The organism is Nitrincola iocasae (assembly GCF_008727795.1).
In the GTDB taxonomy this organism is placed as follows: Bacteria; Pseudomonadota; Gammaproteobacteria; order Pseudomonadales; family Balneatricaceae; genus Nitrincola; species Nitrincola iocasae.
The window spans coordinates 442,508-467,338 of record NZ_CP044222.1; the positions used below are offsets into that span (position 1 = coordinate 442,508).

At 49.9% G+C, this 24,831-nt stretch carries 19 protein-coding genes, 2 tRNA genes and 1 rRNA gene; 16 read left to right on the forward strand and 6 right to left on the reverse strand.

Going from position 1 to position 24,831, the window contains the following annotated elements:
• Window positions 1-54: 54 nt before the first annotated feature.
• On the reverse strand, window positions 55-1,422 hold the full coding sequence (locus F5I99_RS02165) for a hypothetical protein (protein ID WP_151053437.1): 1,368 nt from the start codon (window positions 1,420-1,422) through the stop codon (window positions 55-57).
• Window positions 1,423-1,592: 170 nt separating this feature from the next.
• Between F5I99_RS02165 and F5I99_RS02170 the strand changes: the two genes are divergently transcribed.
• The 3 genes from F5I99_RS02170 (at window position 1,593) to F5I99_RS02180 (ending at window position 4,884) form a co-directional block, all read left to right on the forward strand.
• Window positions 1,593-3,176: a methyl-accepting chemotaxis protein gene (locus F5I99_RS02170; RefSeq protein ID WP_151053438.1), complete on the forward strand. Its 1,584-nt coding sequence runs from the start codon at window positions 1,593-1,595 to the stop codon at window positions 3,174-3,176.
• A gap of 201 nt (window positions 3,177-3,377) precedes the next feature.
• Window positions 3,378-3,677, forward strand: a complete 300-nt coding sequence (gene cowN, locus F5I99_RS02175; protein ID WP_151053439.1) for a N(2)-fixation sustaining protein CowN — start codon at window positions 3,378-3,380, stop codon at window positions 3,675-3,677.
• Between the two features lie 100 nt (window positions 3,678-3,777).
• Window positions 3,778-4,884, forward strand: coding sequence for a DUF3541 domain-containing protein (locus F5I99_RS02180; RefSeq protein WP_151053440.1), 1,107 nt, complete (start codon window positions 3,778-3,780; stop codon window positions 4,882-4,884).
• On the opposite strand, the gene corA is transcribed toward F5I99_RS02180, so the two are convergent.
• Window positions 4,849-5,913, reverse strand: a complete 1,065-nt coding sequence (gene corA / locus F5I99_RS02185; RefSeq protein ID WP_151053441.1) for a magnesium/cobalt transporter CorA — start codon at window positions 5,911-5,913, stop codon at window positions 4,849-4,851. The two genes, F5I99_RS02180 and corA, sit on opposite strands and share 36 nt — an antisense overlap.
• Before the next feature lie 127 nt (window positions 5,914-6,040).
• Between corA and F5I99_RS02190 the strand changes: the two genes are divergently transcribed.
• Both F5I99_RS02190 and F5I99_RS02195 read left to right on the forward strand, forming a co-directional pair.
• Window positions 6,041-8,749, forward strand: coding sequence for an EAL domain-containing protein (locus F5I99_RS02190; protein ID WP_191905931.1), 2,709 nt, complete (start codon window positions 6,041-6,043; stop codon window positions 8,747-8,749).
• The gene (locus tag F5I99_RS02195) at window positions 8,742-10,094 is read left to right on the forward strand and encodes an MFS transporter (protein WP_151053443.1); all 1,353 of its coding nucleotides are present in this window, start codon (window positions 8,742-8,744) and stop codon (window positions 10,092-10,094) included. The genes F5I99_RS02190 and F5I99_RS02195 overlap by 8 nt, the downstream gene beginning before the upstream one ends.
• Before the next feature lie 12 nt (window positions 10,095-10,106).
• Here F5I99_RS02195 and F5I99_RS02200 read toward each other — a convergent pair whose 3' ends face one another.
• Window positions 10,107-10,889 carry a glycerophosphodiester phosphodiesterase gene (locus F5I99_RS02200; protein WP_151053444.1) on the reverse strand — a complete coding sequence of 261 codons (783 nt, stop codon included), beginning with the start codon at window positions 10,887-10,889 and terminating at the stop codon, window positions 10,107-10,109.
• Between the two features lie 125 nt (window positions 10,890-11,014).
• Between F5I99_RS02200 and F5I99_RS02205 the strand changes: the two genes are divergently transcribed.
• Together F5I99_RS02205 and F5I99_RS02210 are read left to right on the forward strand one after the other, a co-directional pair.
• The gene (locus F5I99_RS02205; protein WP_191905932.1) at window positions 11,015-11,521 is read left to right on the forward strand and encodes a GNAT family N-acetyltransferase; all 507 of its coding nucleotides are present in this window, start codon (window positions 11,015-11,017) and stop codon (window positions 11,519-11,521) included.
• Window positions 11,515-12,354, forward strand: coding sequence for a 23S rRNA (adenine(2030)-N(6))-methyltransferase RlmJ (locus F5I99_RS02210; RefSeq protein WP_151053446.1), 840 nt, complete (start codon window positions 11,515-11,517; stop codon window positions 12,352-12,354). Before F5I99_RS02205 ends, F5I99_RS02210 begins: the two co-directional genes overlap by 7 nt.
• 46 nt (window positions 12,355-12,400) lie before the next feature.
• Here F5I99_RS02210 and F5I99_RS02215 read toward each other — a convergent pair whose 3' ends face one another.
• Entirely contained in the window at window positions 12,401-12,673 is a 273-nt protein-coding gene (locus F5I99_RS02215) for a hypothetical protein (protein WP_151053447.1), read from the reverse strand.
• A 397-nt stretch (window positions 12,674-13,070) separates the two neighbouring features.
• Here F5I99_RS02215 and F5I99_RS02220 point away from each other — a divergent pair, with 397 nt between their 5' ends.
• From F5I99_RS02220 to F5I99_RS02230, 3 genes are all read left to right on the forward strand, one after another.
• Complete coding sequence (locus tag F5I99_RS02220; RefSeq protein WP_151053448.1) at window positions 13,071-14,792, forward strand: acetolactate synthase 3 large subunit; 1,722 nt, start codon at window positions 13,071-13,073, stop codon at window positions 14,790-14,792.
• Window positions 14,793-14,794: 2 nt separating this feature from the next.
• The gene (gene ilvN, locus F5I99_RS02225) at window positions 14,795-15,286 is read left to right on the forward strand and encodes an acetolactate synthase small subunit (RefSeq protein ID WP_151053449.1); all 492 of its coding nucleotides are present in this window, start codon (window positions 14,795-14,797) and stop codon (window positions 15,284-15,286) included.
• 150 nt (window positions 15,287-15,436) lie between these two features.
• On the forward strand, window positions 15,437-16,315 hold the full coding sequence (locus tag F5I99_RS02230; RefSeq protein WP_151053450.1) for an ATP-binding protein: 879 nt from the start codon (window positions 15,437-15,439) through the stop codon (window positions 16,313-16,315).
• Here the strand turns inward: F5I99_RS02230 and F5I99_RS02235 are convergent.
• Window positions 16,295-18,115, reverse strand: coding sequence for an SLC13 family permease (locus tag F5I99_RS02235; protein WP_151053451.1), 1,821 nt, complete (start codon window positions 18,113-18,115; stop codon window positions 16,295-16,297). The genes F5I99_RS02230 and F5I99_RS02235 overlap by 21 nt on opposite strands.
• Before the next feature lie 62 nt (window positions 18,116-18,177).
• Window positions 18,178-19,077, reverse strand: coding sequence for an HTH-type transcriptional activator IlvY (gene ilvY, locus F5I99_RS02240; protein WP_151053452.1), 900 nt, complete (start codon window positions 19,075-19,077; stop codon window positions 18,178-18,180).
• A 155-nt stretch (window positions 19,078-19,232) separates the two neighbouring features.
• Here ilvY and ilvC point away from each other — a divergent pair, with 155 nt between their 5' ends.
• The 6 genes from ilvC to F5I99_RS02270 all read left to right on the forward strand — a co-directional run bounded on the left by ilvC (window position 19,233) and on the right by F5I99_RS02270 (window position 24,516).
• Window positions 19,233-20,249, forward strand: coding sequence for a ketol-acid reductoisomerase (gene ilvC / locus F5I99_RS02245; protein ID WP_151053453.1), 1,017 nt, complete (start codon window positions 19,233-19,235; stop codon window positions 20,247-20,249).
• Between the two features lie 140 nt (window positions 20,250-20,389).
• Entirely contained in the window at window positions 20,390-21,355 is a 966-nt protein-coding gene (locus F5I99_RS02250; protein WP_151053454.1) for a patatin-like phospholipase family protein, read from the forward strand.
• A 63-nt stretch (window positions 21,356-21,418) separates the two neighbouring features.
• Entirely contained in the window at window positions 21,419-22,201 is a 783-nt protein-coding gene (gene pssA / locus F5I99_RS02255; protein ID WP_151053455.1) for a CDP-diacylglycerol--serine O-phosphatidyltransferase, read from the forward strand.
• Window positions 22,202-22,645: 444 nt separating this feature from the next.
• Window positions 22,646-24,182, forward strand: a 16S ribosomal RNA gene (locus F5I99_RS02260).
• Between the two features lie 66 nt (window positions 24,183-24,248).
• Window positions 24,249-24,325, forward strand: a tRNA-Ile gene (locus F5I99_RS02265).
• Window positions 24,326-24,440: 115 nt separating this feature from the next.
• Window positions 24,441-24,516, forward strand: a tRNA-Ala gene (locus tag F5I99_RS02270).
• The last annotated feature ends 315 nt before the right edge of the window (window positions 24,517-24,831 follow it).

Genomic DNA, 24,831 nt, shown 5'->3' on the forward strand with positions numbered 1-24,831 from the left:
AATTAAGTCAGAGCTGCTTTCAGTGAAAACAGCTGAGAAAAGTGTCTTTCATAATCAGGAATCAAAGGTGGCGCCATAGGCTTTCCATCCACATTCTTTTAATGCATGTATCGCATCAATAGTGAGCTTCTGATTCGACATGACAAAAACGGCTTCAGGGTTGTAGTGGTCACAGGCTTTGAGTAACAGTGCAATATAGGTTTTGTCTGTGAAGGCTTTTAGGTCCGGATCATTGGTGTTGAGTAGGTGCACATTGATTTCCTGGTCGGAAATTTTGTTCATCAGGCTTTCGAGTAAGGGCTGGGTAAACTCTTCGGGCTGATCCTTTCCAATCCACAAGACGTTGATGCGTGTTCGGGTATTAAGTACCAGGCAAGGAATCACCGGGGCGATACCACCGCCAGTCACTAAAATTAAAATATTGTCATAGTTTGCATGGTGGTACATAAAACCCTTGAAACGGCGCATCCTTACAGTTGATTCCGTCAGTAAAAACCGGCCTTTTTTAGCCGCTTCGACCACTTCTGTCGTTCTGTCACCCGCTGGCGTGATGTAAATGACACGATTATTCTCGTCATCAAAATCGTACATTGAGTCGCCAAATGGATGGAAATAACGGTTGCTCAACGTAATTCGTGTATAGGTGCCGAAGCTCGGTTCGCCTGGTAAGCGCATCCCGATCACATTGGGACCGACATGGACCAACTCAGGATAGACTTCGCTTACACCGATCCAGGGTGTAACCAGCATGGTGACTATGGCAAGGATAAGATAGGACTCGGGTTGACTTAGAAAGTCGGTCAGTGAGTAAGAGGACTCAATCCCGGTGAGCAGAAAATAGGCGATTAGCAGCATGACGGCCAGGTAGCCCCCATAACGGTGAATATTTTCGAAGTGATTGTGATACTTGCGCCTGAATACGGCAAGCGAAGTTATAATAATGATCGACACCAGCCCTAGTAGGGTCACCAGTAGTACTTCAGCTATATAGGGTGGTGTAAAAGGCTTGTGTCCTGCATGAATACCCAGCCACATTAGCGTTGAAGCGGCCATAAAACGGTGGAAAAATCCAATCCTGTCTGAGAGGGTGTGCCATGCATGGAGTTTGCCTAAGCGGCCGATCACGTGATGCATCAGGTAATTAACCGTATAACTGCGAGAGACAATGGTTAGTGTCAGGCTGATCAGCGTGACTAGCGCCGCTTTCTCAGCCACTTCGTTGTGTTTCTGTACAAATTGCCAGGCAATCAGGTTTAAAAAGATAGCTATCATCAACCAAAAAAGAAACGCAGGAAGGGCATTGTGCAGTTGTCGAATCAGGCGGGTTTTGATTTTCCTGTTATAGTCTTTCGGAGCTTTTCTGAACGCAGTGATGACTTGCTCAAACGCTTGAAACTGCTCAATTGATTGTTTACTTCTCATAGTGACTTCCCTGTTTGGTTATCCCGGTTAGCCAATATCATATCCCTCTACAAAGGTGTGTCATTGAGCCTGATCACTTCATTGATATTTATCAACTATTTCAATCGATTGCTACGGTAGTATTAGGGTCTTGAACGTCTGGTATCAGACCTATTACCTGTGAGCAGTCGATGAAGAAAAATCTTCCCGTCACGGATACAGAACACCTCCTCAATGAAGAAGACATGATTGTTACTCTGACTGATCCTAAAGGCATTATTACCTTTGCTAATGAGGCCTTTATCCGTATCAGTGGGTTCTCAAAAGAAGAATTAATCGGCACATCACATAACCTGGTTCGTCATCCAGATATGCCTGAGGCTGCATTCAAGGATATGTGGGACACCTTGAAATCAGGGCAGTCATGGATGGGACTGGTAAAAAATCGTTGCAAAAATGGTGATTTTTATTGGGTCAGTGCCTTTGTGTCCCCTTGCCACGACAATAATCGTCTGGTGGGGTATCAGTCAGTACGTTTTCGGCCCACGCGGGCGGCAGTTAAACGTGCGGAACATCTGTACAGGCAGTTACGTCTAGGGCGTAAGCCACGTTTGATGCATCGTTTGGACCCCCGCAATCTTGGCACGACTGTGCGCCTGATGGTGGCGCTGAGTTTTGCCTTCTCGTTGCAGTGGCTGTACGCCTGGTTTGTTTTTGAACTGCCAAAAACCGGGGCATTTCTCAGTGCGATGGGTGCGATTATCCTGACACCCTTGTTGGCATGGTTATTTTCGGGTAAAAACCGTCTGATTGCTGCCAGAGCGAAAAAAGTGGTGGATAAGCCCTTAATGACCCTGGCTTATATGGGATCGCTGGATGAAAGTGCACTGGTGGCGCATGAGGCCTTGTTTAACAAAGCTAAAATATCGACAGTTGCTAGCCGCATACATGAAATCAGCCGGGATTCAGAGCTGATTTTCAGTCAAATGAATAGCGCCGTAGATCAGACGCTTAAAGGTGTTGATCAGCAGTTGGATAAAAGCCAGGTGGTGGCTAATGCCATGCAGTCTCTGTCGGCTACCCTTCGGGATGTGGCTAGAAATACTGGTAATGCGTCAGCTGCGGCGCAGCAGACAGAAATATCGACCCGAAAGGGTAAGCAGGTACTACAGGGTTCAGTATTGGCAATGGAGTCTCTAGCTGCAGAAGTTACTCGAGCAAGTGATGTAATTCATCGGCTGGAAGGGGATGTCACTAGTATTAATCATATTTTGGATGTGATTTCAGGCATTGCAGAACAAACTAATCTGCTGGCACTTAATGCGTCTATTGAAGCTGCGCGGGCAGGAGATCAGGGACGGGGCTTTGCCGTTGTTGCCGATGAGGTGCGTTCACTGGCTTCAAGAACACAGCAAGCCACCCAGGAAATTCAACAAATGATTGAACAATTGCAGACGGGTTCAAAAGAAGCCGTTAAGGTGATGTCTCGATCTGAGCAGAAAGCCAGAGAAGGTGTTGATCAGGTTAGTCTGGCTGATAAAGCACTGGATGAAATTGCTGAATCTTCGCAGATTATATCTACTATGAACCGTCAGGTTGCTGGCGCTGCTGATGAGCAACTCAGCGTGGCAGAAGATGTGAATGCTCATATTCAACATCTCGCTGAGCTGGGACGAAGCAACGCAGACATTGCCTTGGATTTACGCAAGCAGGGTGATGAGTTACACGCGTTCAGCCATTCGATCAATATCACTGCAGAACAGTTACAGCGCTGACTATGCAACAAACCTGACAATTGTCAGGTTTGTTGGCTGTGTTGTGACGCTTCTCCTTGACTATCAGTGAGTTAAAAAGGCCCTTTTAGCTAGGTTTTATTGATCTGTGACAATTTAGTGCCAGTTAACGCTTAGCTTTGGTCTGGCTGGTGCTGCTTTTGCATCCGAGCAATAGACTCTAACATGATTAAGGAGACTGGTATGGATGGAAGGCTTAAGGGCGAGGATGAAATAGATCGCTATGTAACCTTCAGGGGAATTGATTGCGATGGCAATGCGGCCCGGGTAATGGGACTGATTGAGCAATACGCTGCCGATGAGCGTTATGCCTCACCTTTCTGGGACTATTTTTTAAAAAAACGTAAACCATTCTCTGGGCCTGAACCGGATGATCTATTTCTGATTCACACCAACATTAATCAGATTTATGAGCTATTTCAGAGTGCTGAAGATGAAAGCGCTCTGGCGCTGTTGCAGTGGGTGGAGTTCAATTGTTGCTAAGGTTGCGAGTCACCGGCTGTTGCAAGGGAAAGTGTGAGCTTTTTGAAATGGGGTGTACACTGTTCTTATTAAATGGATAAACCTGTCGGAGTATTAGGTAATGCTGCGTTGTTTTCGTCCTGTCTATTTGGTGTTTCTGCTACTGTGGTTGGTGTCGGCATGCAGTCAACCTCTGCAATCGTCGGCACAGCAGGCCGAAGTTGTTTCGTCTATCCGTGAGCATTATGAAGACCGGCTGAGTGAGTTGCCGTTATCACTTCAGCGGCACTATGCCCAGCGCCTTTATCGTATGACTGGGGATGAGGTGTTCCTGCCCTATAACCACTATTACGCACAACAATTGATCACAACTCTGCGCCGGGATCTGGATTATCTGGCGGAGGATCCGGATTATTTGCTGCAGCACGATCTGGCTTTGTTACAGTCTCGTTCGCTTAGAACAGTTCGTCAGCGCCAGCGTGTTGAACTTTTACAGGCTCATCCAGGGATGACCTTTGCTACGGATCTGGTGTTTCGTATGATTCAGCTAGATTACTACGGTCTATTGGACAGCGCACTGGGTGAACGTTCAGAACAGGGATTTGAACTGCTGGCTCCTCTGCCATTCGAGGCGTTTGTTCTCAGTGAGGAGGCTGTGCGTCATTACGCTGCCCAGGCGGCCAATCTGGTTTGGTTTCTGCAGCAATTGGGTGTGACGGATTTACGTGAGCCTTTTTTAGCACGTTTTCAGTCGATTTATCCGCATGATCGGGATAATTTACTCAGCCCTCAGGAGTATCACAACAAAATTTATGGCATGACGCATATTGTGATTGCAGCTAGCCGCTACTACCAGGATACCTTGCCATCTGACACCTTTCCGTGGATTACTGATTATTTTATTGATCAATTGCCTCGGCTGCTGGAGACGGCGACCGAGGATATTCTGGCGGAAGTAGGTATCAGTCTGGCATTGACTGACCATATCGATCACCCCGCGATAGGGCAACTACGACAGGCGTTGACGGCAGCTTATGATAGTGATGCTAGGATGATCCCATCACCCCAGGGGAGTACGGATGTTGCTCGTGGAGAACATCGTAATGTACTGGCAGTGATGCTGCTGAGCTGGCCGGAGGAACTCTACCCTGGGCCACGTATCGATCCGAAAATGTTAGAAGAATTCAGATATTCACAGCCAGTGTCGGCGCCGGAAGTAGAGTACTAAGCCCAGGGTGACAATCAGCATAAAACCTATCACGGCAGGATAGGCCCAAGGATAGCCCAGTTCCGGCATAAATTCGAAGTTCATGCCGTAGACTCCGGCAATAAAGGTTAATGGCATGAAGATGGTGGCTATCAGAGTCAGGGTTTTCATCACATCGTTCATGCGATTATTAATACTTGAAAGATACAGATCTAGCATGCTGACCAGTAGCTCACGCAAGGTCTCGATGGTATCCAGAATATGGATAGTGTGGTCGTACACATCTCGTAGATAGAGCCGAGTTTCATCGCCAATGAGGGGGTTTTCATCTCGCATTAAACGGCTTAATAGTTCTCGCAAGGGCCAGACAGCTTTGCGTAGTAGCAGCATTTCCCTTTTGAAGTGATGAATTTTGCTAAGCGTATTGGGAGTCGGTTGTGTGACCAGTTCACCTTCCAAAGCTTCGATTTGATCGCTCAGGCTTTCCAGCAGCAGGAAATAATGATCTACCACGGCATCTATCAGTGTATAGGCGAGATAGTCGGCTTGCAGTAAACGCTGTCGACGGCCATTACGGAGTCTTTCACGCACACCGTTAAAGACATCACCTGGGTGTTCCTGTACAGAGATCAACAGGCGATCGCTCAGAATCAAGCTGAGCTGCTCGGTACGAATTTCCTGGGTTTTGTCACAAAATTGCAGCATTTTGACTACGATGTAGAGATAACCATCGTATGCCTCCAATTTGGGGCGCTGATCGGTATTAAGAAGATCTTCCATGACCAGTGGATGCAGTTGTAGTAGCTTGCCCAGCGATTCAATGATAGGCACCTGGTGTGACCCGTTCAGGTTGATCCAGGAAATGCTGTCGCTGGTTAATAGGTCGGCGCAGTCATCAGGGTGATGTAATTCAAATTCCCGGAGGTGATGCTGATCATAATCGATTACTTGCAGAGTAACCTCCGCGTTATTATGTTCACCGACATGCACCAGAGTGCCGGGGGCTGCTCCAGCTTTTTTCCCGCGTTTTATTACCAGCTTGTGCGCCATCTGAACCTTCCTGAATATGTAACTGCACTTGATAGCATATCTGAGATGTTTTGGTGGGTACAATTAAAGCATGCAGGGTTGCATTCTATGAATTATGCTCAAGGTAGGGTTTGACTGGTTATTCAGCATGGCTGGCGGGGGTGAGCGCTTGACGCAGATTGAAATATTTCCATGGGAGCGGGATTTTGAAGTCGGAATTGCAGAGCTAGATATACAGCACCGGCAATTGGTGGCTATTCTCAATCGCCTGGCAGCCAAGTTTATGGCCAGTGTTTGTGTTGAGACATTGGATGCTGAATTTGATGAGTTGTCTGCTTATGCCGCCTATCATTTTAAGACTGAAGAGGCGCTTTGGCTGCAGTATCTTGCTGATGAATCGTCGGAATATACACACCATCAGGCTGGTCATCAGGCATTTAGCGTACAGTTGGATCGGCTACGGGCATCCTTGGAGGAGAAACCTGTGGATGATGTTGCCGAACAGACCCTGAGTTTCCTGGTGCGTTGGTTAGTTTCGCATATTCTGGAATCTGATCGTTTTCTGGCCTCTGTTGTGAAAGCAAAACAGCAAGGCTTAACGACCGACGAGGCTCTGTCAGTCGCGCAGACATCCATGCAGGATGCATCCGGTGTGCTGATGAGCATCATCCGCTCTATGTACGTGTCGCATTCGTTGAATACATTGCGTTTAGCCCGCGAAGTTTCGGAGCAGCGACAAGTCGCGGCTGATGCTTTGCAAGCTCAATCTGAAACCCTGTCCATTTCACATCGACGCTTGTTGAATATTCTCGATGGTACCAATGCCGCCGTGTACGTTGCTGATATGCACAGCTACGAGGTGTTGTTTGTTAATGCACATGCTCGTCGACTAATGGGGGATGTGGTAGGTAAGATATGTTGGCAAGCGTTGCAAGGGCGATCTGCACCCTGTGAGTTTTGCACCAATGACCGTCTGCTTCAGACTGATGGCAAACCAGCCGATCCGGTGATTTGGGAACATTACAACGAACAGGTGCAGCGTTGGTTTCAACTGCATGATCAAGCAATTCCCTGGGATGATGGGCGCTACGTGCGTCTGGAGATCGCGCTGGATATAACAGATCAGAAGTATCTGGAACAGTCTCTACGTGACAGTGAAGAGCGTTATCGAGTGATCTTTGAACAATCACGTGATGCCATGATGATTGTAGCACCACCGGATTGGAGCTTCAGAGCGGGTAACCCTTCTATGGTGGAACTCTTTGGGGCCGGTAATTTTGCTGAACTTCAGGCGTTGACGCCCATAGACCTTTCGCCAGAGCAACAACCCTGTGGGCGCGATTCATCCAGTATGGCAAAGGACATGCTGCAGATCGCGATGCGTGATGGCGCCTATTATGGTGAGTGGTTACATCGACGACTGGATGGTCGCGATGTTCCCTGTACAGTACTGCTTACACGTATCGAAATTGCCGGCGAAGTGATGGTGCAGGGCACAGTGCGTGATATCAGTGTGCAAAAGCGGCAACAGCAAGCGCTGGAGCGTATTGCTCATTATGATCCTTTGACAGGGTTGCCCAACCGGGTATTGCTGGCGGATAGAATGCAGCAGGCGATGTCTCAGGCTCTGCGTCGCGGAACAAAACTGGTGATTGCCTATCTTGACCTGGATGGCTTCAAGGCGGTCAATGATCGTTATGGACATGATGCTGGCGACCGTTTACTGGTGTTGGTTGCTGAGCGGATGCGCCATGTGTTGCGTGAAAGCGATACGCTGGCCCGCTTGGGGGGGGACGAGTTTGTCGCTGTGTTGGTGGATAATCAGGAGGCTGACACCTGTACCCCAATATTGGTACGCTTGCTCGAAGCGGCGGCTCGTGAGGTGCTGGATCGGGGCTATGTGCTGAAGGTATCAGCCAGCCTGGGTGTGACCTTTTATCCACAGAGTGCGTCTATTGATGCAGACCAACTGCTACGTCAGGCGGATCAGGCCATGTATCAGGCCAAATTGTCGGGCAAAAATCGTATTCATCACTTTGATCTGGTCCGTGATAATGCCGTGCGCGGACATCACGAGAACATGGCGCGGTTAACTGCGGCGCTTCGGGCTGAAGAATTCGTGCTGTTTTATCAACCCAAAGTGAACATGCGTACTGGCTCAGTGGTTGGGATGGAGGCGTTATTGCGCTGGCAGCACCCAGATCGCGGTGTACTGCCTCCAGTCGAGTTTTTATCACAGATCGAAGGCCATTCTCTGGAAATTGCACTGGGTAACTGGGTGATTGAAACAGCGTTGGCGCAGCTTAATAAGTGGCTGGATGTTGATTGGACAGTCAGTGTCAACGTGGGTGCGCATCAGTTGCAGCACCCGGCCTTCGTTGAGCGTTTGCAATCAGCACTGTCACGCTACCCGGATGTTCCCTCTCACCGTCTGGAAATCGAGATATTAGAAAGCAGTGCGTTGTTCGATCTTGAGCGAGTGACTGCGATTATAGAAGATTGCCTAGCATTAGGTGTCAGCTTTGCCCTGGATGACTTTGGTACCGGTTATGCGTCTTTGACTTACCTGAAGCGTCTACCAGTGCAGACCTTGAAAATTGATCGCAGCTTTGTTCGCGACATGCTGGAAGATCTGGATGACAATGCCATGCTGGAAGGTATTCTAGGTCTGGCCACTACGTTTCGACGCACACCGGTGGCTGAAGGCGTGGAAACTCTGCTTCAGGGTGAGCGCTTGTTGGCATTGGGGTGTGAGCTGGCGCAGGGGTACTTCATCGCACGTCCCATGCCTGCTGACGCCATTCCGGTCTGGATAGCTGAGTGGCATTTGCCCGAGGCCTGGCGTAAACATGTCTAGTTCCAAGACGCTCACGCCTTTGGCACCAAAACGTGAAATCTTTGGTTGGGCGATGTTTGATTTTGCCAATCAGGGTTACACGCTGCTGATTATTACCGTGATTTATGGCGATTTATTTACCCGAGTCATCGTCGCAGATGCACCTGACTATCGACTGGGTAATCTGCTCTGGAGTTTAGCTCTGGCGGTCAGTTATCTGATGGTAGTGGTCGCTAATCCGGTGTGTGGTGCGATGATGGATTATGCCTGTCAGCGTAAACGCTATCTGTTTATTAGCTATCTGCTGACCGTTGTTACCACCGCATCGCTCTACTTTGTGGAGCCGGGCTGGTTGATCCCGGCCATGCTGCTGATTATTGCATCTAATTTTGCCTATGCCTTGGGTGAGGGGTTTATTGCCAGTTTTTTGCCTGATCTTGGACCGCGAAAGGCCCTTGGATGGATATCTGGTCTGGGCTGGGGCTTGGGTTATATCGGCGGGTTGATTGCGACTGCCTTTACACTATTTTTTCTGGGTGATGTAACGGCGGAAAACTATGCAACTATTCGCTGGGTAGGGCCTTTTGCCGGTATATTTTTCCTGCTAGCGGCGATACCGACCTTTATCTGGTTGCGTGAGCGGGGTAGCAGGAAGGGCTTGCCTGAAGGACAAAGCCTGTTCAGTGCCGGTGTGCAGCGTCTCCAGGCAACCTGGCGTGAAATGCATTATTTCAGGGATTTACGTAGTCTGCTGGTTTCGATTTTTTTTGCTATGGCCGGTATTTACATCATTATCTCCTTCTCATTTATTTACGGTTCTCAAGTGATCGGTTGGGATGAAGAGGTGAGGGTGCTGATGTTTGTGATTGTGCAAATTACCGCAGCAGTGGGTGCCATTGGTTTTGGCTTTATCCAGAGCCACATAGGCGCACGTACTACCTACATTATTACTTTACTGCTGTGGTTGGTGGCAATACTGGCCATATGGCAAACCCCTTCCCTGACAGCCGTTATGCATCAATGGTTAGGGGTGGAATGGCAAGCACAGTATGTGTTTTTGTTTGCCGGTGTCTTGTCCGGTTTGAGCCTGGGTTCTTCGCAATCGGCAGGCCGTGCACTGGTGGGTATTTTAACACCACAAGGTAAGTCGGCGGAGTTCTTTGGCTTCTGGGGCATGTCAGCAAAACTGGCGGCTGTTTTCGGTATTTTAGGGCTGGGGCTGATCCAGTGGGTGTTTGGTCTGGCCGATGCGATACTCTTTTGTCTGGCACTGTTTGTTATAGCAATAATTACACTGCTGCCGGTGAATGAGCAACGTGGTGAGCAGGCGGCTGATGCATGGCAGGACAGAGACGCATCTGAATAGCTCCGATTGAGTTTATCTGCGCGTTTTGTCTGTATCGGGTAACAGGCTCAGGACGTGGTCAGTAAAGATCCAGTCGATACCGCGATAGACTTCCCGATTCAGAATGGCGTGTTTTTCCACCATACCGCTACCTACCTGCTTACCTGCCTGCTGAAGCTGGCGCAGATTGGCTGTAGTGATCAGAGCGAAGGAGCCGGCTACCGCCCCATGGCCCAGCGCAAGGTTTTGCCTGATAATTTCACCGGTATTGGTTTCGGCGACATCGACAAACGCTGCCGGTGGAATTTGACAGAAGCCTTCAAGATAGTCCGGAACCAGTGACAGAAGATGGTAATCTTTTACCGGTGAGAGCGAGCTGAGTGATGCGGTAATGCGATGCGGCAGTTCAACCCGGTCACGCCAGGAGTTTTTTATCTCCAACATTAGATGTAACTTCCCACCATAGCGAGCCACCACCTCATCCAGATGGGGTATGTCGGGTATAGCTTGACGCAAGGTGCTAAAATCAGTCTCTGCAATGATCAGGTCGGGTCGGTTAAACAGGCGACCACAGTCCGGGTCGTGGTGAATGACCGGTTCTGCATCACGAGTCAAATGAATGTCCAGCTCAACACCCCAGATGCCCTGTTGCCGGCAAAGATCAAAGGCTTTCAGGGTATTTTCCGTTATACCACTACCATGGGCACCACGATGGGCGATCAGTTTTGGCTGGGTGCTGGGTGGTGTGCAACTACCGGGAGCCAGTGCCCAAAGGTAATTGGCCAGACTGTTCAGATAGCTGGAGGTGTTGGCCATGGTGTGTCGTTCCGTTTATGCCTTGATTCACAGTGTACAATATTTGTATTGATGGAACCTGAACTCAGTGCTGGTTAATGCCGGGCCAGCGTTACTTTTTGTTTGTATCTGCATACAATACGCTTATGTCTATTCAAATTCGTTTAATGCAACCCACTGATCTACCCTCGGTTTGGCAGGTTCAGTGTGCTTGTTATAGTCATTTTGAGCCGGAAACGCAGGCCAGCCTGGGGGCCAAGCGCGAGGCGTCACCACAAAGCTGCTTTGTCGCGGAGCAAGGGGATATTTTGCTGGGGTATGTCATTGCGATGCCTTGGCTACTTGGGGTGGTACCCGCGTTGAATGATCCCAGCTGTAACCTGCCTGCCCAGGCTGACTGTTTGTATCTGCATGATATGGCGATTGCTCCAGCAGCGGCTGGTCAGGGTGTGGGGCAGCGCCTGTTTGAGGCTGTGACTGAAGCAGGCTACAAGCTGGAATTATCTAAGCTGGCCCTTACGGCTATAGAGGGCGCTAAGGGTTACTGGCAGCGGCATGGTTTTGTGCCGGTTGCGCTCCCCCTGAGCGCGGCAAAGGTGGCGCAGTACGGTGGCAATATCACCTATATGTCGAGAGAAATGCATTCATGTTGAGTTACCTGCACGGCTATCATGCCGGAAATTTTGCTGACCTGCACAAGCATCATCTGCTGGTGTGTCTGTTGACTGCGCTAAACCGCAAGGATAAGCCCTGGAATTACCTGGAAACCCATGCCGGTAAGGCACATTACTCGCTTGGTTCTGAAGAATCTGAAAAAACCGCCGAATACCGTGAAGGGATAGCCCGGCTGTGGTCGCAGCAGGGGCTGCCAGATTCTGTGGCTGTCTATCTGGAACAGATACGTGCGGTTAACCCGGAAGGTAGGCTGGATTTTTATCCTGGATCACCGGCACTGGCAGCCGGGATGGCGCGTGAAGCTGATCGCTTGCATCTGATGGAGTTGCACCCAGGTGAAGTGCAGCAATTGAAGCAGGCTTTCAATGGCCGAACAGATGTAGCGGTACATCATCGGGATGGTTATGAAGGGGTGTTGGCGTTACTGCCGCCCAGGCCGAACCGTGGATTGGTACTGATTGATCCATCCTATGAAGTGAAAAGTGAATATGACCAGGTGGCGGCTTTTTTACCCAAAGCTCTGAAGCGCTGGCCTAACGGTTGTTATGCTGTCTGGTATCCACTTTTGCCAGCGGGACGCTGGAAAATGATGGTAGAGTCGATTCGGCGTTCGGGTATTCGCAATATTCTGCGCTCAGAGCTGTGGGTGCGTAACGCGAGTGATCAGGGAATGTACGGCAGTGGCATGCTGATTATCAATCCACCCTGGCCGTTGGCCGATACCCTGCAACAGTCCGAGCCTTGGTTAGCTGAATGTCTGGCTCAGGATACCGGTGCAGGACAATCGATAAGCTGGCTGGTGGAGGAGTAGTGCCGGTCGCTGAGAGTCCGGCACCTGTTCACTTGTGCCGGGTATATCAGTAAAGCGCTTGTTCGTCTTTGACAACCTCTTTCAGCACATGTAGAAATAACTTGTCGGCTTCACTGAATTCAATCGGAATTTTAACGCTGGTCAGGGACGATAGTTCTTCGGCTATCAGGTGGTCAGCATCTTTCTGGTCCATGTGTTTGCGGGCGATGGTGATCGCCTTGTCGCAGATCTGTGGATCGGCGAGTACTTTTTTAATAAAACGCATCAGTTCGTTAATCACGCGTTCTTTATTTTTAATCTCAGCAATATTGTTACTCATCTTGGCTTCCTCAACTGAAAATACTCTTGTATAGCATACAGCTTAGCGGTTTCTGCGACAGGAAAAAACAGCTGATTATCGAGAGAGGTGAGCCCTTGGCTACTGAAGCCCTCCCCCTTTAGTCATATTCTATTGCAATATAGCGTAAAACATACGCTTGTTATGGTTGAACCGGACTTGACTCGGTGCCAAAATAGTCGGCTTATTCGCGAAAATCTATAGTTGCCGGATTGCATGAGGAAATCCCCGCTTATTTCGGCAATTTTAAGCAATACCCAGCTTATATCTCAGACAGGTCTGGCAGAGTGAGAGATCCTTTACTTTGGTCAGCGCCGCATACAGAAATTTTAGCTGTTTAATGCCGACATGAGATCGGTGCTGAGTAGAGGAACATAGAGTGGAATTACTTTCAGGCGCAGAAATGGTAGTACGCGCTCTCAGAGACGAGGGTGTTCGGTACATCTACGGCTATCCAGGTGGTGCATTGTTGCATGTGTATGATGCATTGTTCCAACAGGATGAGGTCGAACATATCCTGGTGCGCCACGAGCAGGCTGCAACCCATATGGCGGATGCCTATGCCCGTGCCACCAATAAGCCCGGTGTTGCATTGGTGACATCCGGCCCTGGCGCAACCAATGCGGTCACGGGTATTGCGACCGCCTATATGGACTCCATCCCAATGGTGGTGATCACCGGTCAGGTCATGAGTTTCCTGATAGGTGAAGATGCGTTCCAGGAAACGGATATGCTGGGTATCTCTCGCCCTATCGTGAAGCACAATTTCAGTGTGACGCGGGCCGAGGATATTCCGTCGATTATCAAAAAAGCGTTTTATATTGCCCAGACAGGCCGTCCGGGTCCGGTGGTGATCGATATTCCCAAGGATATGACCACACCGACAGAGCGTTTCCCGTATGAGTACCCCAAGTCGGTCAAGCTGCGTTCGTATAACCCGGTCACCAAAGGGCATTCCGGCCAGATACGTAAGGCTGTCGATATGCTACTGGCAGCCAAACGTCCGGTCATTTATACCGGTGGTGGCGTCATCATGGGTGATGCCAGTGCTGAGCTGATTGAGTTGGCGCATCAGTTGAACTTTCCTGTCACCAATACGCTGATGGGGTTGGGTGGTTTTCCAGGTACGGATCGTCAGTTTGTTGGTATGTTGGGCATGCATGGTTCTTATGAAGCCAACATGGCGATGCATCACAGTGATCTGATTCTGGCTGTTGGCGCACGCTTCGACGACCGTGTGACCAACGGTGTGGACAAGTTCTGCCCGACCGCACGCATCGTGCATATTGATATCGATCCGGCGTCTATTTCCAAGACTATCCAGGCTGACGTGCCGATTGTTGGCCCCGCTAAAGTAGTGTTGGAAGACATGGTGCAGTTGGTCAAAGACAGCAAAAAACGTCCGGATGCCGATGCCATTGAAGCCTGGTGGAAGCAGATCGATGAATGGCGTGGTCGTCACGGTGGTCGCTATCGTACCGATGACTCTGAAATGATGAAGCCTCAGCAGGTTATTGAAATGCTGTGCAAAGTCACCCAGGGTGATGCTTATGTCTGTTCCGATGTCGGTCAGCATCAGATGTTTGCGGCACAGTACTACCAGTACAACAAGCCCAATCGTTGGATCAACTCCGGTGGTCTCGGCACCATGGGGTTTGGTTTGCCAGCGGCTATGGGTGTTAAGCTGAATTTTCCGGAAGCTGAGGTAGCCTGTGTAACGGGTGAAGGCAGTATCCAGATGAATATTCAGGAGTTGTCGACCTGCAAGCAGTACGATATTCCGGTTAAGATCATTTGCCTGAATAACCAGTCATTGGGGATGGTGCGTCAGTGGCAGGATATGAACTATGAGTCGCGTCACTCTCAGTCTTATATGAACTCCCTGCCGGATTTCGTCAAGCTGGCTGAGTCTTATGGTCATGTGGGTATAAAAGTGACCAAATACTCCGAACTGGAAGCTGCAATGCGCGAAGCCTTTGCTATGAAGGATCGTCTGGTGTTTATGGACATTATGGTAGATCCCTTTGAGCATGTTTATCCGATGCAGGTGCCGCGTGGTTCCATGCGGGATATGTGGTTGAGCAAGACGGAGAGGACCTGATCATGAGACATATAATTTCAGTTCTGATGGAAAACGAACCGGGTGCCCTGTCTCGCGTGGTGGGTCTGTTCTCGCAGCGTAACTTCAACATCGAATCGCTGACAGTTGCGCCGACAGATGATGAAACCCTGTCACGTATGACGGTAATGACCACCGGTGATGATCGTGTCATCGAACAGATCACCAAACAACTGAACAAGTTGATTGATGTAGTCAAAGTGGTGGATCTGTCTGAAGGTGAGCATATTGAACGTGAACTGATGATGATCAAGTTCAAGGCTAACGGACAGATGCGTGCCGAGATCAAGCGTACGGCGGATATCTTTCGCGGTCAGATTATCGACATCACCCCGAACACTTACACCGTGCAGCTGGTCGGCTCGAGTGACAAGCTGGATGCATTCATTGCCTCACTGGGTAATACCAGCATCATGGAAGTGGTCCGCTCCGGTGTGTCGGGTATCGCTCGTGGTGAAAAAGTTCTGACTATCTGAGTAAGATAATCCTATCGGTTATACTCAAAAAGGCCATTCCTCGCGAATGGCCTTTGTTTTTTACGGGCAGAAAACTGCTCCTGCATTTTCTACATAGGCGCCGTCCCTGGCGCTATATGCCGCAGGTGCACATTAGCAAAGGCAGCTTCAATGAAAACACTACAGCAACTTCTGGGTCGCATTGCCCAGGCACTGGAAGCGCGGCTCCCGCCTAGTGTCGAGCCTCTGAATTGGTCAGAACACACCGCGGCCGTCTGGCGGGTTGAGCAAGGGCGAGGGTATTTGGCTCCGGTCTCTTCGAGCAGCCCGGTTGTACTCGATGATCTGGTCGGTATCGAGTCTCAACGGGATAGGGTGGTGACCAATACTCTGCAGTTTTTACAGGGGCTACCTGCCAATAATGTACTGATGTGGGGTGCGCGTGGAACCGGTAAATCTTCATTGGTGCGGGCGTTATTGACGGCCTATGCGTCTGAGGGATTACGCCTGTTACAGGTGGATCGTGAAGATCTGATCCAGATGCCACAAATTCTGGATTCGCTGGCCGGACAGCCCTGGCGCTTTATTATCTATTGTGATGACCTTTCGTTTGAGGAAGATGATGTCAGTTACAAACGACTGAAAAGCGCACTGGATGGCGCTTTGTCCCTGACGCCGGACAATGTGTTGCTCTATGCAACCTCCAATCGTCGCCACCTGCTGCCGGAAGCGGCGGCTGATAATCTGCAGGCAAAGTGGGTCGAGGGTGAGTTGCATCCGGGCGATGCGATAGAAGAGAAAATTTCACTCTCGGATCGCTTTGGCGAGTGGGTTGGGTTTTATGCCTTCGATCAACCCACCTATGTGCGAGCGGCTCAGCATTGGACAGAGGTCTTGGCAACACGCTATGGCTTGAGCGTTCGTTGGGATGAGCAACTGGAGCTGGAAGCTGTGCGTTTTGCGCAAGGCAGGGGGGTTAGAAATGGCCGGGTTGCCCACCAGTTTGCCAGTCACTGGGTGGGCCGGCAACTATTGAAACGGAAAGAGTAGAGGCGTCATCACCAGTGTAACGATCATTGCCAGTAGCTGCAGCGGTATGCCGACTTTGGCGAAATCAACAAAGCGGTAATTACCCGGTGCTAGTACCAGTGTGTTGACCGGAGACGCTATGGGGGTGGCAAAGGCCGTGGAGGCGGCGATGGCTACCGTCATCATAAAGGGTTCCGGATTGAGCCCCAGTAATTGAGAGGTCGTCAGTGCAATGGGTGCTACCAGAACGGTGGTGGCGGTGTTGGAAATGAACTGGCTGAGTGATGAGGTTAGTATGAATAGGCCTGCACAGAGTACTAGTGGACTGGTGTCACCAAAGTTCTCCACCAGGTTGCTGACCACATAGCTGAGTGCACCACTGGTTTCCATGGCCAAGGCCAGGGGGAGCATGCCCGCTATCAGAACCAGGCTTTTAGCATTCAATGACTGGTAAGCTTCATTCATGTTCATGCAGCCAGTCAGAACCATAGCCAGGGCGGCAAGCAGTACCGCTGTGAGGTTAGGTAATAGCCCGAAAGTCATACTTACCAGCATAGCTAGCATAACCCCCAGAGCCACTGGTGCTTTGTTGGCGTTGGCGGCGATTTCATGCATTTCAGCAGGGGTTTCTATAACGACTAGATCCCGACGATTTTCCAGCTTACGAATATACTCCCAACTGCCAGTCAGCAGCAGGGTGTCACCCGCTTCCATGCGTGTCACGCCAAACTCGGTAGTTAACGGCTCGCGGTTGCGCCTTACACCGATAACACTCAGGTTAAAACGCTCACGAAAACGGCCTTGTTTAAGCGATTGATTAACCAGGCTGGAATTGGGTGGCAGGAGTACTTCAGCAAAGCCAAATTGCTGCTGTACTTTCATTATGTCGCGCTCGGGAAAGCCTTGGCGTCTTAGTTGCAATGTCTGGCAGAGGTGTTCAACTGCGCTTTCCGAGCCATACACCATTAAGGTATCCAGGTGTTGCATTCGTGTATTGGCGAGCACCGGCATCATTGATGAAGCTGAGCTGCTCCGGCGTTGAATGGCAAACACGGTGGTCTCATATTCGGTTCGTAGTCCCATTTCAGCCAGGGTTTTACCGGCCAGTGGGCTATCGGGTTGTATCAATAGTTTGTGTAGCTGATCGCGAATGCCATAGCGCTCTGCAAATTCACTGAGCGTAGGGTGACTGTCTTCCGGATCACGCGCTTCGCTTTTGGGTAACAGAAAGCGTCCAACAAAAACCAGATATACGCAGCCTACAACCAGCATCACCAGGCCGATAGGGGTGAAGTCAAAAAAACTGAAGGGTTCGCCCGCAACACGCATTTGACCGCTAACAATAATATTCGGTGGAGTACCAATCAGGGTGAGCATGCCGCCAATCAGCGCGGCAAAGGCCAGCGGCATGAGTAGCCGTGAGGGATGCATGCCAGATTTTCTGGCCATGCTCAAAACCACCGGTATCAGCAGGGCTACCGCGCCAGTAGAACTCATAAAGGCTGAGAGAAGTGCAACGACCGGCAACAAAAACAGCAATAACCGAACTTCGCTGCGGCCGCCGACCCGCAATAGCCAGTTACCTGCGGCGGCGGCAATGCCAGTGCGGAACAAGCCTTCCCCGACCACGAATAGTCCGGCAATCATGATGACAACGCTGTTGCCAAAGCCTGAAACGGCTTCAGTCGGAGTGATAATCCCGGAGGCTGCTAATACGACTACGACCAGGAGTGCGACCAGATCCATGCGCAGTTTATCAATAATGAACAGTACAACAGTGGCGGCCAGTAAGCCGAACACAAACAGCATTTCATGAGTCATAAAGCGCGTGGCCCGTTACCTAAACAACAAAGGGGCAATGATGACGGTTAGCGCGGGCTTTCTCAATCTTTCTGAGGACGTTTTTCATGTTGTGTCCAGAAAGCATGAATGAGTGGATGGCGTAATTTATTTTCCAATGCAAAGATACCTACCTCAAACGGCGTGAGTTCAGGCGATACCTTCAGTGCGGTGACGCGAGATGCTAGAGGGCTGTTATCCAATACGATTTGCGGCACTAACCCTACACCGAATCCTAAGCTGACCATGCTAACGATAGCTTCGTTTCCAGAAACCTGCGCATAAATTAGCGGTTTAATGCCAAGTGAGCGGAACCAATGGTCCGAGCGTTTTCTCGCCAGACCTGCTTCTGACAGGATCATCGGCACATCTTGCCAGTTTGCTTTGCTGGCCACACCGCTAAGGCGTTGTTGCAAATCCGGTTGATCTGCAGGAGTGATGAAGACGAGTGGGGAGCGGGTAATAGAGCGAAAGGCTATATCCTGTGGCAGATGATCAGGGCGGGCGCCAATGGCAATGTCTTCAGTGCCATTCTGTACGCGTTGAATGGCTTCAGCGGGATCGCCGGTATGTAATTTGATTTCGATACGTGGATAGTCCTGGCGAAAGCGGCTGAGAATTTCATATAAAAAACTGTAGCTGGCGGTAACCGAGCAGTACATACTCAGCTCGCCCTGCAGCTCTTGCTGATCAGCTTGAAGAGTGCTGCGCAGGGTCTGCCATTGCTGCAAGGTTTCACGTGCATAGGTTTGCAGACGTCGGCCTTCCGCTGTCAGGCTGACAGAGCGGTTATCACGGATAAACAGCGAGACTCCCAGCTCATCTTCAAGTTGTTTGATGGTTCGGCTCAAGGTTGATGGGCTGATGTGGCAAGCGGCACTGGCGCGGCTGAAGTGCAGGGTATCGGCTAGCATCAGAAAATGCTGCAGGCTTTTGCTATCCAATATTGATGTCCAATATTACTATTTAGAATGATGTTCTAGTATATGAAATATAATATTGCAAATATATCATTTTACGCAATGATGCTAATCCCTTAGAGTAGCGGCATTGCACAACAGGTGTGACCTCTTTTGACCCCTAGTAAAGGATAAATAACATGCAAGTTTATTACGATAAAGATTGTGATCTGTCGATCATCCGTGGCAAAAAAGTATCTATCATTGGATACGGTTCGCAGGGCCATGCTCATGCGTGCAACCTGAATGATTCGGGTGTTGATGTGACGGTTGGTTTGCGTACAGGTTCTTCTTCACGTGCCAAAGCTGAAGCGGCTGGTCTGAAAGTGGCTGATGTTGCCGATGCAGTTAAATCAGCTGACCTGGTTATGATCCTGACGCCTGACGAATTCCAGGGACAACTTTACAAAGCCGAAATCGAGCCTAACATCAAACAGGGTGCTACCCTGGCGTTTGCTCACGGTTTCTCTATTCACTATAACCAGGTCGAGCCACGTAAGGATCTGGACGTGATCATGATCGCGCCAAAAGCGCCAGGTCATACCGTGCGTTCTGAATTTGTTAAAGGCGGTGGTATCCCTGACCTGATCGCTATTTTCCAGGATGCGTCAGGTAATGCTAAAAATGTAGCCCTGTCATACGCGTCTGGTGTGGGTGGTGGTCGTACCGGTATCATCGAAACAACCTTTAAAGATGAAACTGAAACCGATCTGTTCGGTGAGCAGGCTGTTCTGTGTGGTGGTTGCGTTGAGCTGGTGAAAATGGGCTTTGAAACCCTGGTTGAAGGTGGCTATGCCCCGGAAATGGCTTACTTCGAATGTCTGCATGAGCTGAAGCTGATCGTTGACCTGATGTACGAAGGCGGCATCGCTAACATGAACTACTCCATCTCTAACAATGCCGAGTATGGTGAGTATGTGACTGGCCCTGAAGTGATCAACGACCAGTCACGCGAAGCCATGCGTAACGCACTGAAACGTATTCAGAGTGGCGAATATGCCAAGATGTTCATTGCCGAAGGTGCTACTAACTATCCTTCAATGACTGCACGTCGTCGTAACAATGCCGCGCACCAGATTGAGCAGGTCGGTGGTAAGCTGCGTGAAATGATGCCTTGGATTACGGCTAACCAGTTGGTCGATAAATCTAAAAACTGATCCATGCCTGGTCCTTAGGCCAGTCAAGCTAAAGACGCCCGAACCGGTTTGCCGCTTCGGGCGTTCTGCTATTCGCACCTGGCCTAGAAACTCAGGTATGATCAGGGTAGTTGCTGACTGGCTAACAGGAGGTGTCAGGTATGAAGCTGAATCTTGCCTTGCAAGGGGGTGGCGCGCACGGTGCGTTTACCTGGGGCGTGCTGGATAAATTGCTGGAGGCGGGAATCACACCTGAAGCAATTAGTGGCACCAGTGCTGGCACCATGAATGCGGTTTTGTTGGCAGAGGGATGGCGTCGAGATGGCGAGGATGGTGCCAGAGAAATGCTGGATTGCTTCTGGCAGAAGCTGTCGTTGCCTGAAGGACTCGCTCATAACGAGTCGGGTGAGTGGTGGCGCAGACTGACCCGTCATTTATCACCCTATGATCTCAATCCATTTGATTATAATCCCTTGAAGCAATTACTTATTGAGCTTATTGATTTTGAGGCCTTACGTCAGGCATCTCAAATTAAGCTCTATATTGCCGCCACTGAGGTTGAAACCGGGGTGTTGCGCTTATTTCGTGAAAATGAGCTGGATGTAGAGCACCTCCTGGCCAGCGCGTGCTTGCCAACGCTGCACAAAGCGGTTGAAATTGACGGATGTCACTATTGGGATGGCGGATTTTCCGGTAACCCTGTGGTCAGGCCGCTGGTTACGGATTGTAAAAGTAACGATCTGTTATGTGTGCTGCTACAACCATTACGGCGCAAGGATCTTCCAACCCGTGCGGAGGCAATTTCGGAGCGTATGACGGAGTTGTCATTTCAGACCGCTTTTATGCGTGAGTTGGCTGAAATCAATCAGCGTCGAGAACATCTACTGAGCAGGCCTTGGCTGGTTGGGCAAGAAGAGTCCCGTTGGCGTAAGCTGCGTATGCACTTGATTGAACCGGATGATCACCTCGCATCATTGAAGTCAGCCACTAAGTTTGATACCCGAAAACGCTTTCTGGAATCCTTGCGGGAGCTGGGTCGAACACAGGCTGAGCTATGGTTTGATCAGACAAAAAACCAACTGGGCCAGACTGCAACCTGGGAGCTTAAGACACTGTTTCGTCGATGAGTTGGGCGCTGGCGTTATTCTCAAGTAGAATGGCAAATACATTCACTGATCAATTGGCATTTTATGATAGATAAAAATTCGCATGACACTGAATCAGAAGAGCAAAGTGCTGGAGCGCCTGAGGTTGATAGAGTAAAGCCACACAAGGGGGTTTATCTGTTACCCAATTTATTTACAACGGGCGCACTTTTTTCAGGCTTTTATGCTGTTATTGCTTCAATGAACGGACAGTTTGAAGCGGCTGCCATCGCTATTTTTGTTTCCATGCTGTTTGATGGATTGGATGGTCGTGTGGCACGGATGACCAACACTCAAAGCCCGTTTGGCGCTGAATATGATTCGCTGGCTGATATGGTATCTTTCGGTGTGGCACCAGCTATTGTAGCTTTTACCTGGGCGCTGGATGATCTTGGCAAGATTGGTTGGTTTGCAGCTTTTTTGTATGTAGCTGGTACGGCATTGCGTCTGGCGCGTTTCAATACGCAAATAGGTTCTGTCGATAAGCGCTTTTTTGTCGGGCTGCCCAGTCCGGCTGCTGCGGCCGCTGTGGCAGGTCTTATCTGGATGTCTACTAAGTTTGAATTCGCTGCAGAGGATATAGCCTATTTTGTGGCGCTGTACGTGGCATTGGCAGGTGTGCTGATGGTGAGTAATATTCTCTATTACAGTTTTAAAGATGTGGATCTGAAGGATAAGGTCCCATTTCTGATCTTGTCTGCCATCGTACTTGGTATTGCCATTATTTCAATCAGCCCAGCTTTATTTCTTTGGTTACTGTTTGTTATTTATGCCCTATCTGGCCCGGTACTCTGGTTAGTCCGTAAAAAGAAACACCTGGCAAAATAAGCAGTGTGTCTTGCTATCGAAGCCTTGTATTAGCTCAGGTGTAACACTGGTGTTGACCCGCCGCTCTACCTGGGTGGCTGAAGGCGGGTTGCGCTGATCATCTTTTGTGCAGTGTGCTACGCACGCTGAAGTATGGATATTACGCACGCTGAAGTATGGATGTTAAGTGGCGTAATAACTTTTTAAACGAAAACGAAAAAAGACTGTTGACGCTCCATAATCAGGTCTATATTATACGCACCTCGCTTGAGACAACAGCCCAACACACCGGGCAGCTCAAGCCGCTCTTTAACAAATTAATCAGGTAATGCGTGTGGGCGCTTGTTCAGGTTAGGCATTAAAGCTTAATCAAAAACAAGCAACCTAACTGTGAATTCATTTAGATGTACGTTTTTGAGCATGACTTAGACGGCTGATTGCTTTTGTGATTGGTTGTCGAAATTTAAACTGAAGAGTTTGATCATGGCTCAGATTGAACGCTGGCGGCAGGCCTAACACATGCAAGTCGAGCGGTAGAAAGTAGCTTGCTACTTTTGAGAGCGGCGGACGGGTGAGTAACGCGTGGGAATCTACCTGGTAGTGGGGGATAACGTTCGGAAACGGACGCTAATACCGCATACGCCCTACGGGGGAAAGGAGGGGCTCTTAGGACCTTTCGCTATCAGATGAGCCTGCGTAGGATTAGCTAGTTGGTAGGGTAAAGGCCTACCAAGGCGACGATCCTTAGCTGGTCTGAGAGGATGATCAGCCACACTGGGACTGAGACACGGCCCAGACTCCTACGGGAGGCAGCAGTGGGGAATATTGGACAATGGGGGCAACCCTGATCCAGCCATGCCGCGTGTGTGAAGAAGGCCTTCGGGTTGTAAAGCACTTTCAGTGGTGAGGAAGGGTGTAAAGTTAATACCTTTATACATTGACGTTAGCCACAGAAGAAGCACCGGCTAACTCCGTGCCAGCAGCCGCGGTAATACGGAGGGTGCAAGCGTTAATCGGAATTACTGGGCGTAAAGCGCGCGTAGGTGGTTCAGTCAGTCAGATGTGAAATCCCCGGGCTCAACCTGGGAATTGCACCTGATACTGCTGAGCTAGAGTACAGTAGAGGGGAGTGGAATTTCCTGTGTAGCGGTGAAATGCGTAGATATAGGAAGGAACACCAGTGGCGAAGGCGACTCTCTGGACTGATACTGACACTGAGGTGCGAAAGCGTGGGGAGCAAACAGGATTAGATACCCTGGTAGTCCACGCTGTAAACGATGTCAACTAGCCGTTGGGACACTTGATGTCTTAGTGGCGCAGCTAACGCGATAAGTTGACCGCCTGGGGAGTACGGTCGCAAGATTAAAACTCAAATGAATTGACGGGGGCCCGCACAAGCGGTGGAGCATGTGGTTTAATTCGACGCAACGCGAAGAACCTTACCTACTCTTGACATCCAGAGAATTTGGCAGAGATGCTGAAGTGCCTTCGGGAGCTCTGAGACAGGTGCTGCATGGCTGTCGTCAGCTCGTGTTGTGAAATGTTGGGTTAAGTCCCGTAACGAGCGCAACCCTTGTCCTTACTTGCCAGCGGGTGATGCCGGGAACTGTAAGGAGACTGCCGGTGACAAACCGGAGGAAGGTGGGGACGACGTCAAGTCATCATGGCCCTTACGAGTAGGGCTACACACGTGCTACAATGGCCGGTACAGAGGGCCGCAAGACCGCGAGGTGGAGCAAATCTCAGAAAACCGGTCGTAGTCCGGATCGCAGTCTGCAACTCGACTGCGTGAAGTCGGAATCGCTAGTAATCGCGAATCAGAATGTCGCGGTGAATACGTTCCCGGGCCTTGTACACACCGCCCGTCACACCATGGGAGTGGGTTGCACCAGAAGTAGCTAGTCTAACCGCAAGGGGGACGGTTACCACGGTGTGATTCATGACTGGGGTGAAGTCGTAACAAGGTAGCCCTAGGGGAACCTGGGGCTGGATCACCTCCTTAAACGATAGCTTGGCCTGTTCAAGTGTCCACACGCATTACCTGGTTGATAAGTAAAGAGAGCACAATAGGCTTGTAGCTCAGGTGGTTAGAGCGCACCCCTGATAAGGGTGAGGTCGGTGGTTCGAGTCCACTCAGGCCTACCAAATTTTAACGAATACAGCGTTAAAATGTGACTCGCATACAAGTGTATGCTTCGCCACATTTTGCCTTGTCTTCGCTAAAATTACCGCGGTTCCATATACCGTAAGAAGAAAATATGGGGCTATAGCTCAGCTGGGAGAGCGCCTGCTTTGCACGCAGGAGGTCTGCGGTTCGATCCCGCATAGCTCCACCATTCCTTGAGGATGGGTAGGGAAATACGCAGGAGGTCTGCGACGGACGGCCGCCCCGTTCGATCCCGCATAGCTCCACCATCCCTTGGGATGGGAATAGATAAGTACATCATTACCTGATGGCAACACAAAAACATAGAATAGTAACAGTAAGTTTTAAATTATCGGTTTTGAAGCCTGGGCTTAGAAACTGAATCGATAATTTAATGCTTATGCATTAAACGCTCTTTAACAATTCGAACTGAAAGAAATAGATTGTCTTGTAGCAATACAAGCGCCAACCGGCGAAATCGATCGTTACTAGCAAACATCAATTG

Bases quoted from the DNA above. Each gene is read 5' to 3' on its own strand.
- corA (WP_151053441.1), bottom strand. From the start codon at position 5,913: ATGGCGCACAAGCTGGTAATAAAACGCGGGAAAAAAGCTGGAGCAGCC.
- F5I99_RS02210 (WP_151053446.1), top strand. From the start codon at position 11,515: ATGTTGAGTTACCTGCACGGCTATCATGCCGGAAATTTTGCTGACCTG.
- cowN (WP_151053439.1), top strand. From the start codon at position 3,378: ATGGATGGAAGGCTTAAGGGCGAGGATGAAATAGATCGCTATGTAACC.
- pssA (WP_151053455.1), top strand. From the start codon at position 21,419: ATGATAGATAAAAATTCGCATGACACTGAATCAGAAGAGCAAAGTGCT.
- ilvN (WP_151053449.1), top strand. From the start codon at position 14,795: ATGAGACATATAATTTCAGTTCTGATGGAAAACGAACCGGGTGCCCTG.
- F5I99_RS02250 (WP_151053454.1), top strand. From the start codon at position 20,390: ATGAAGCTGAATCTTGCCTTGCAAGGGGGTGGCGCGCACGGTGCGTTT.
- F5I99_RS02190 (WP_191905931.1), top strand. From the start codon at position 6,041: ATGGCTGGCGGGGGTGAGCGCTTGACGCAGATTGAAATATTTCCATGG.
- F5I99_RS02215 (WP_151053447.1), bottom strand. From the start codon at position 12,673: ATGAGTAACAATATTGCTGAGATTAAAAATAAAGAACGCGTGATTAAC.
- F5I99_RS02200 (WP_151053444.1), bottom strand. From the start codon at position 10,889: ATGGCCAACACCTCCAGCTATCTGAACAGTCTGGCCAATTACCTTTGG.
- F5I99_RS02195 (WP_151053443.1), top strand. From the start codon at position 8,742: ATGTCTAGTTCCAAGACGCTCACGCCTTTGGCACCAAAACGTGAAATC.
- F5I99_RS02235 (WP_151053451.1), bottom strand. From the start codon at position 18,115: ATGACTCATGAAATGCTGTTTGTGTTCGGCTTACTGGCCGCCACTGTT.
- F5I99_RS02230 (WP_151053450.1), top strand. From the start codon at position 15,437: ATGAAAACACTACAGCAACTTCTGGGTCGCATTGCCCAGGCACTGGAA.
- F5I99_RS02170 (WP_151053438.1), top strand. From the start codon at position 1,593: ATGAAGAAAAATCTTCCCGTCACGGATACAGAACACCTCCTCAATGAA.
- ilvC (WP_151053453.1), top strand. From the start codon at position 19,233: ATGCAAGTTTATTACGATAAAGATTGTGATCTGTCGATCATCCGTGGC.
- F5I99_RS02205 (WP_191905932.1), top strand. From the start codon at position 11,015: ATGTCTATTCAAATTCGTTTAATGCAACCCACTGATCTACCCTCGGTT.
- F5I99_RS02180 (WP_151053440.1), top strand. From the start codon at position 3,778: ATGCTGCGTTGTTTTCGTCCTGTCTATTTGGTGTTTCTGCTACTGTGG.
- F5I99_RS02165 (WP_151053437.1), bottom strand. From the start codon at position 1,422: ATGAGAAGTAAACAATCAATTGAGCAGTTTCAAGCGTTTGAGCAAGTC.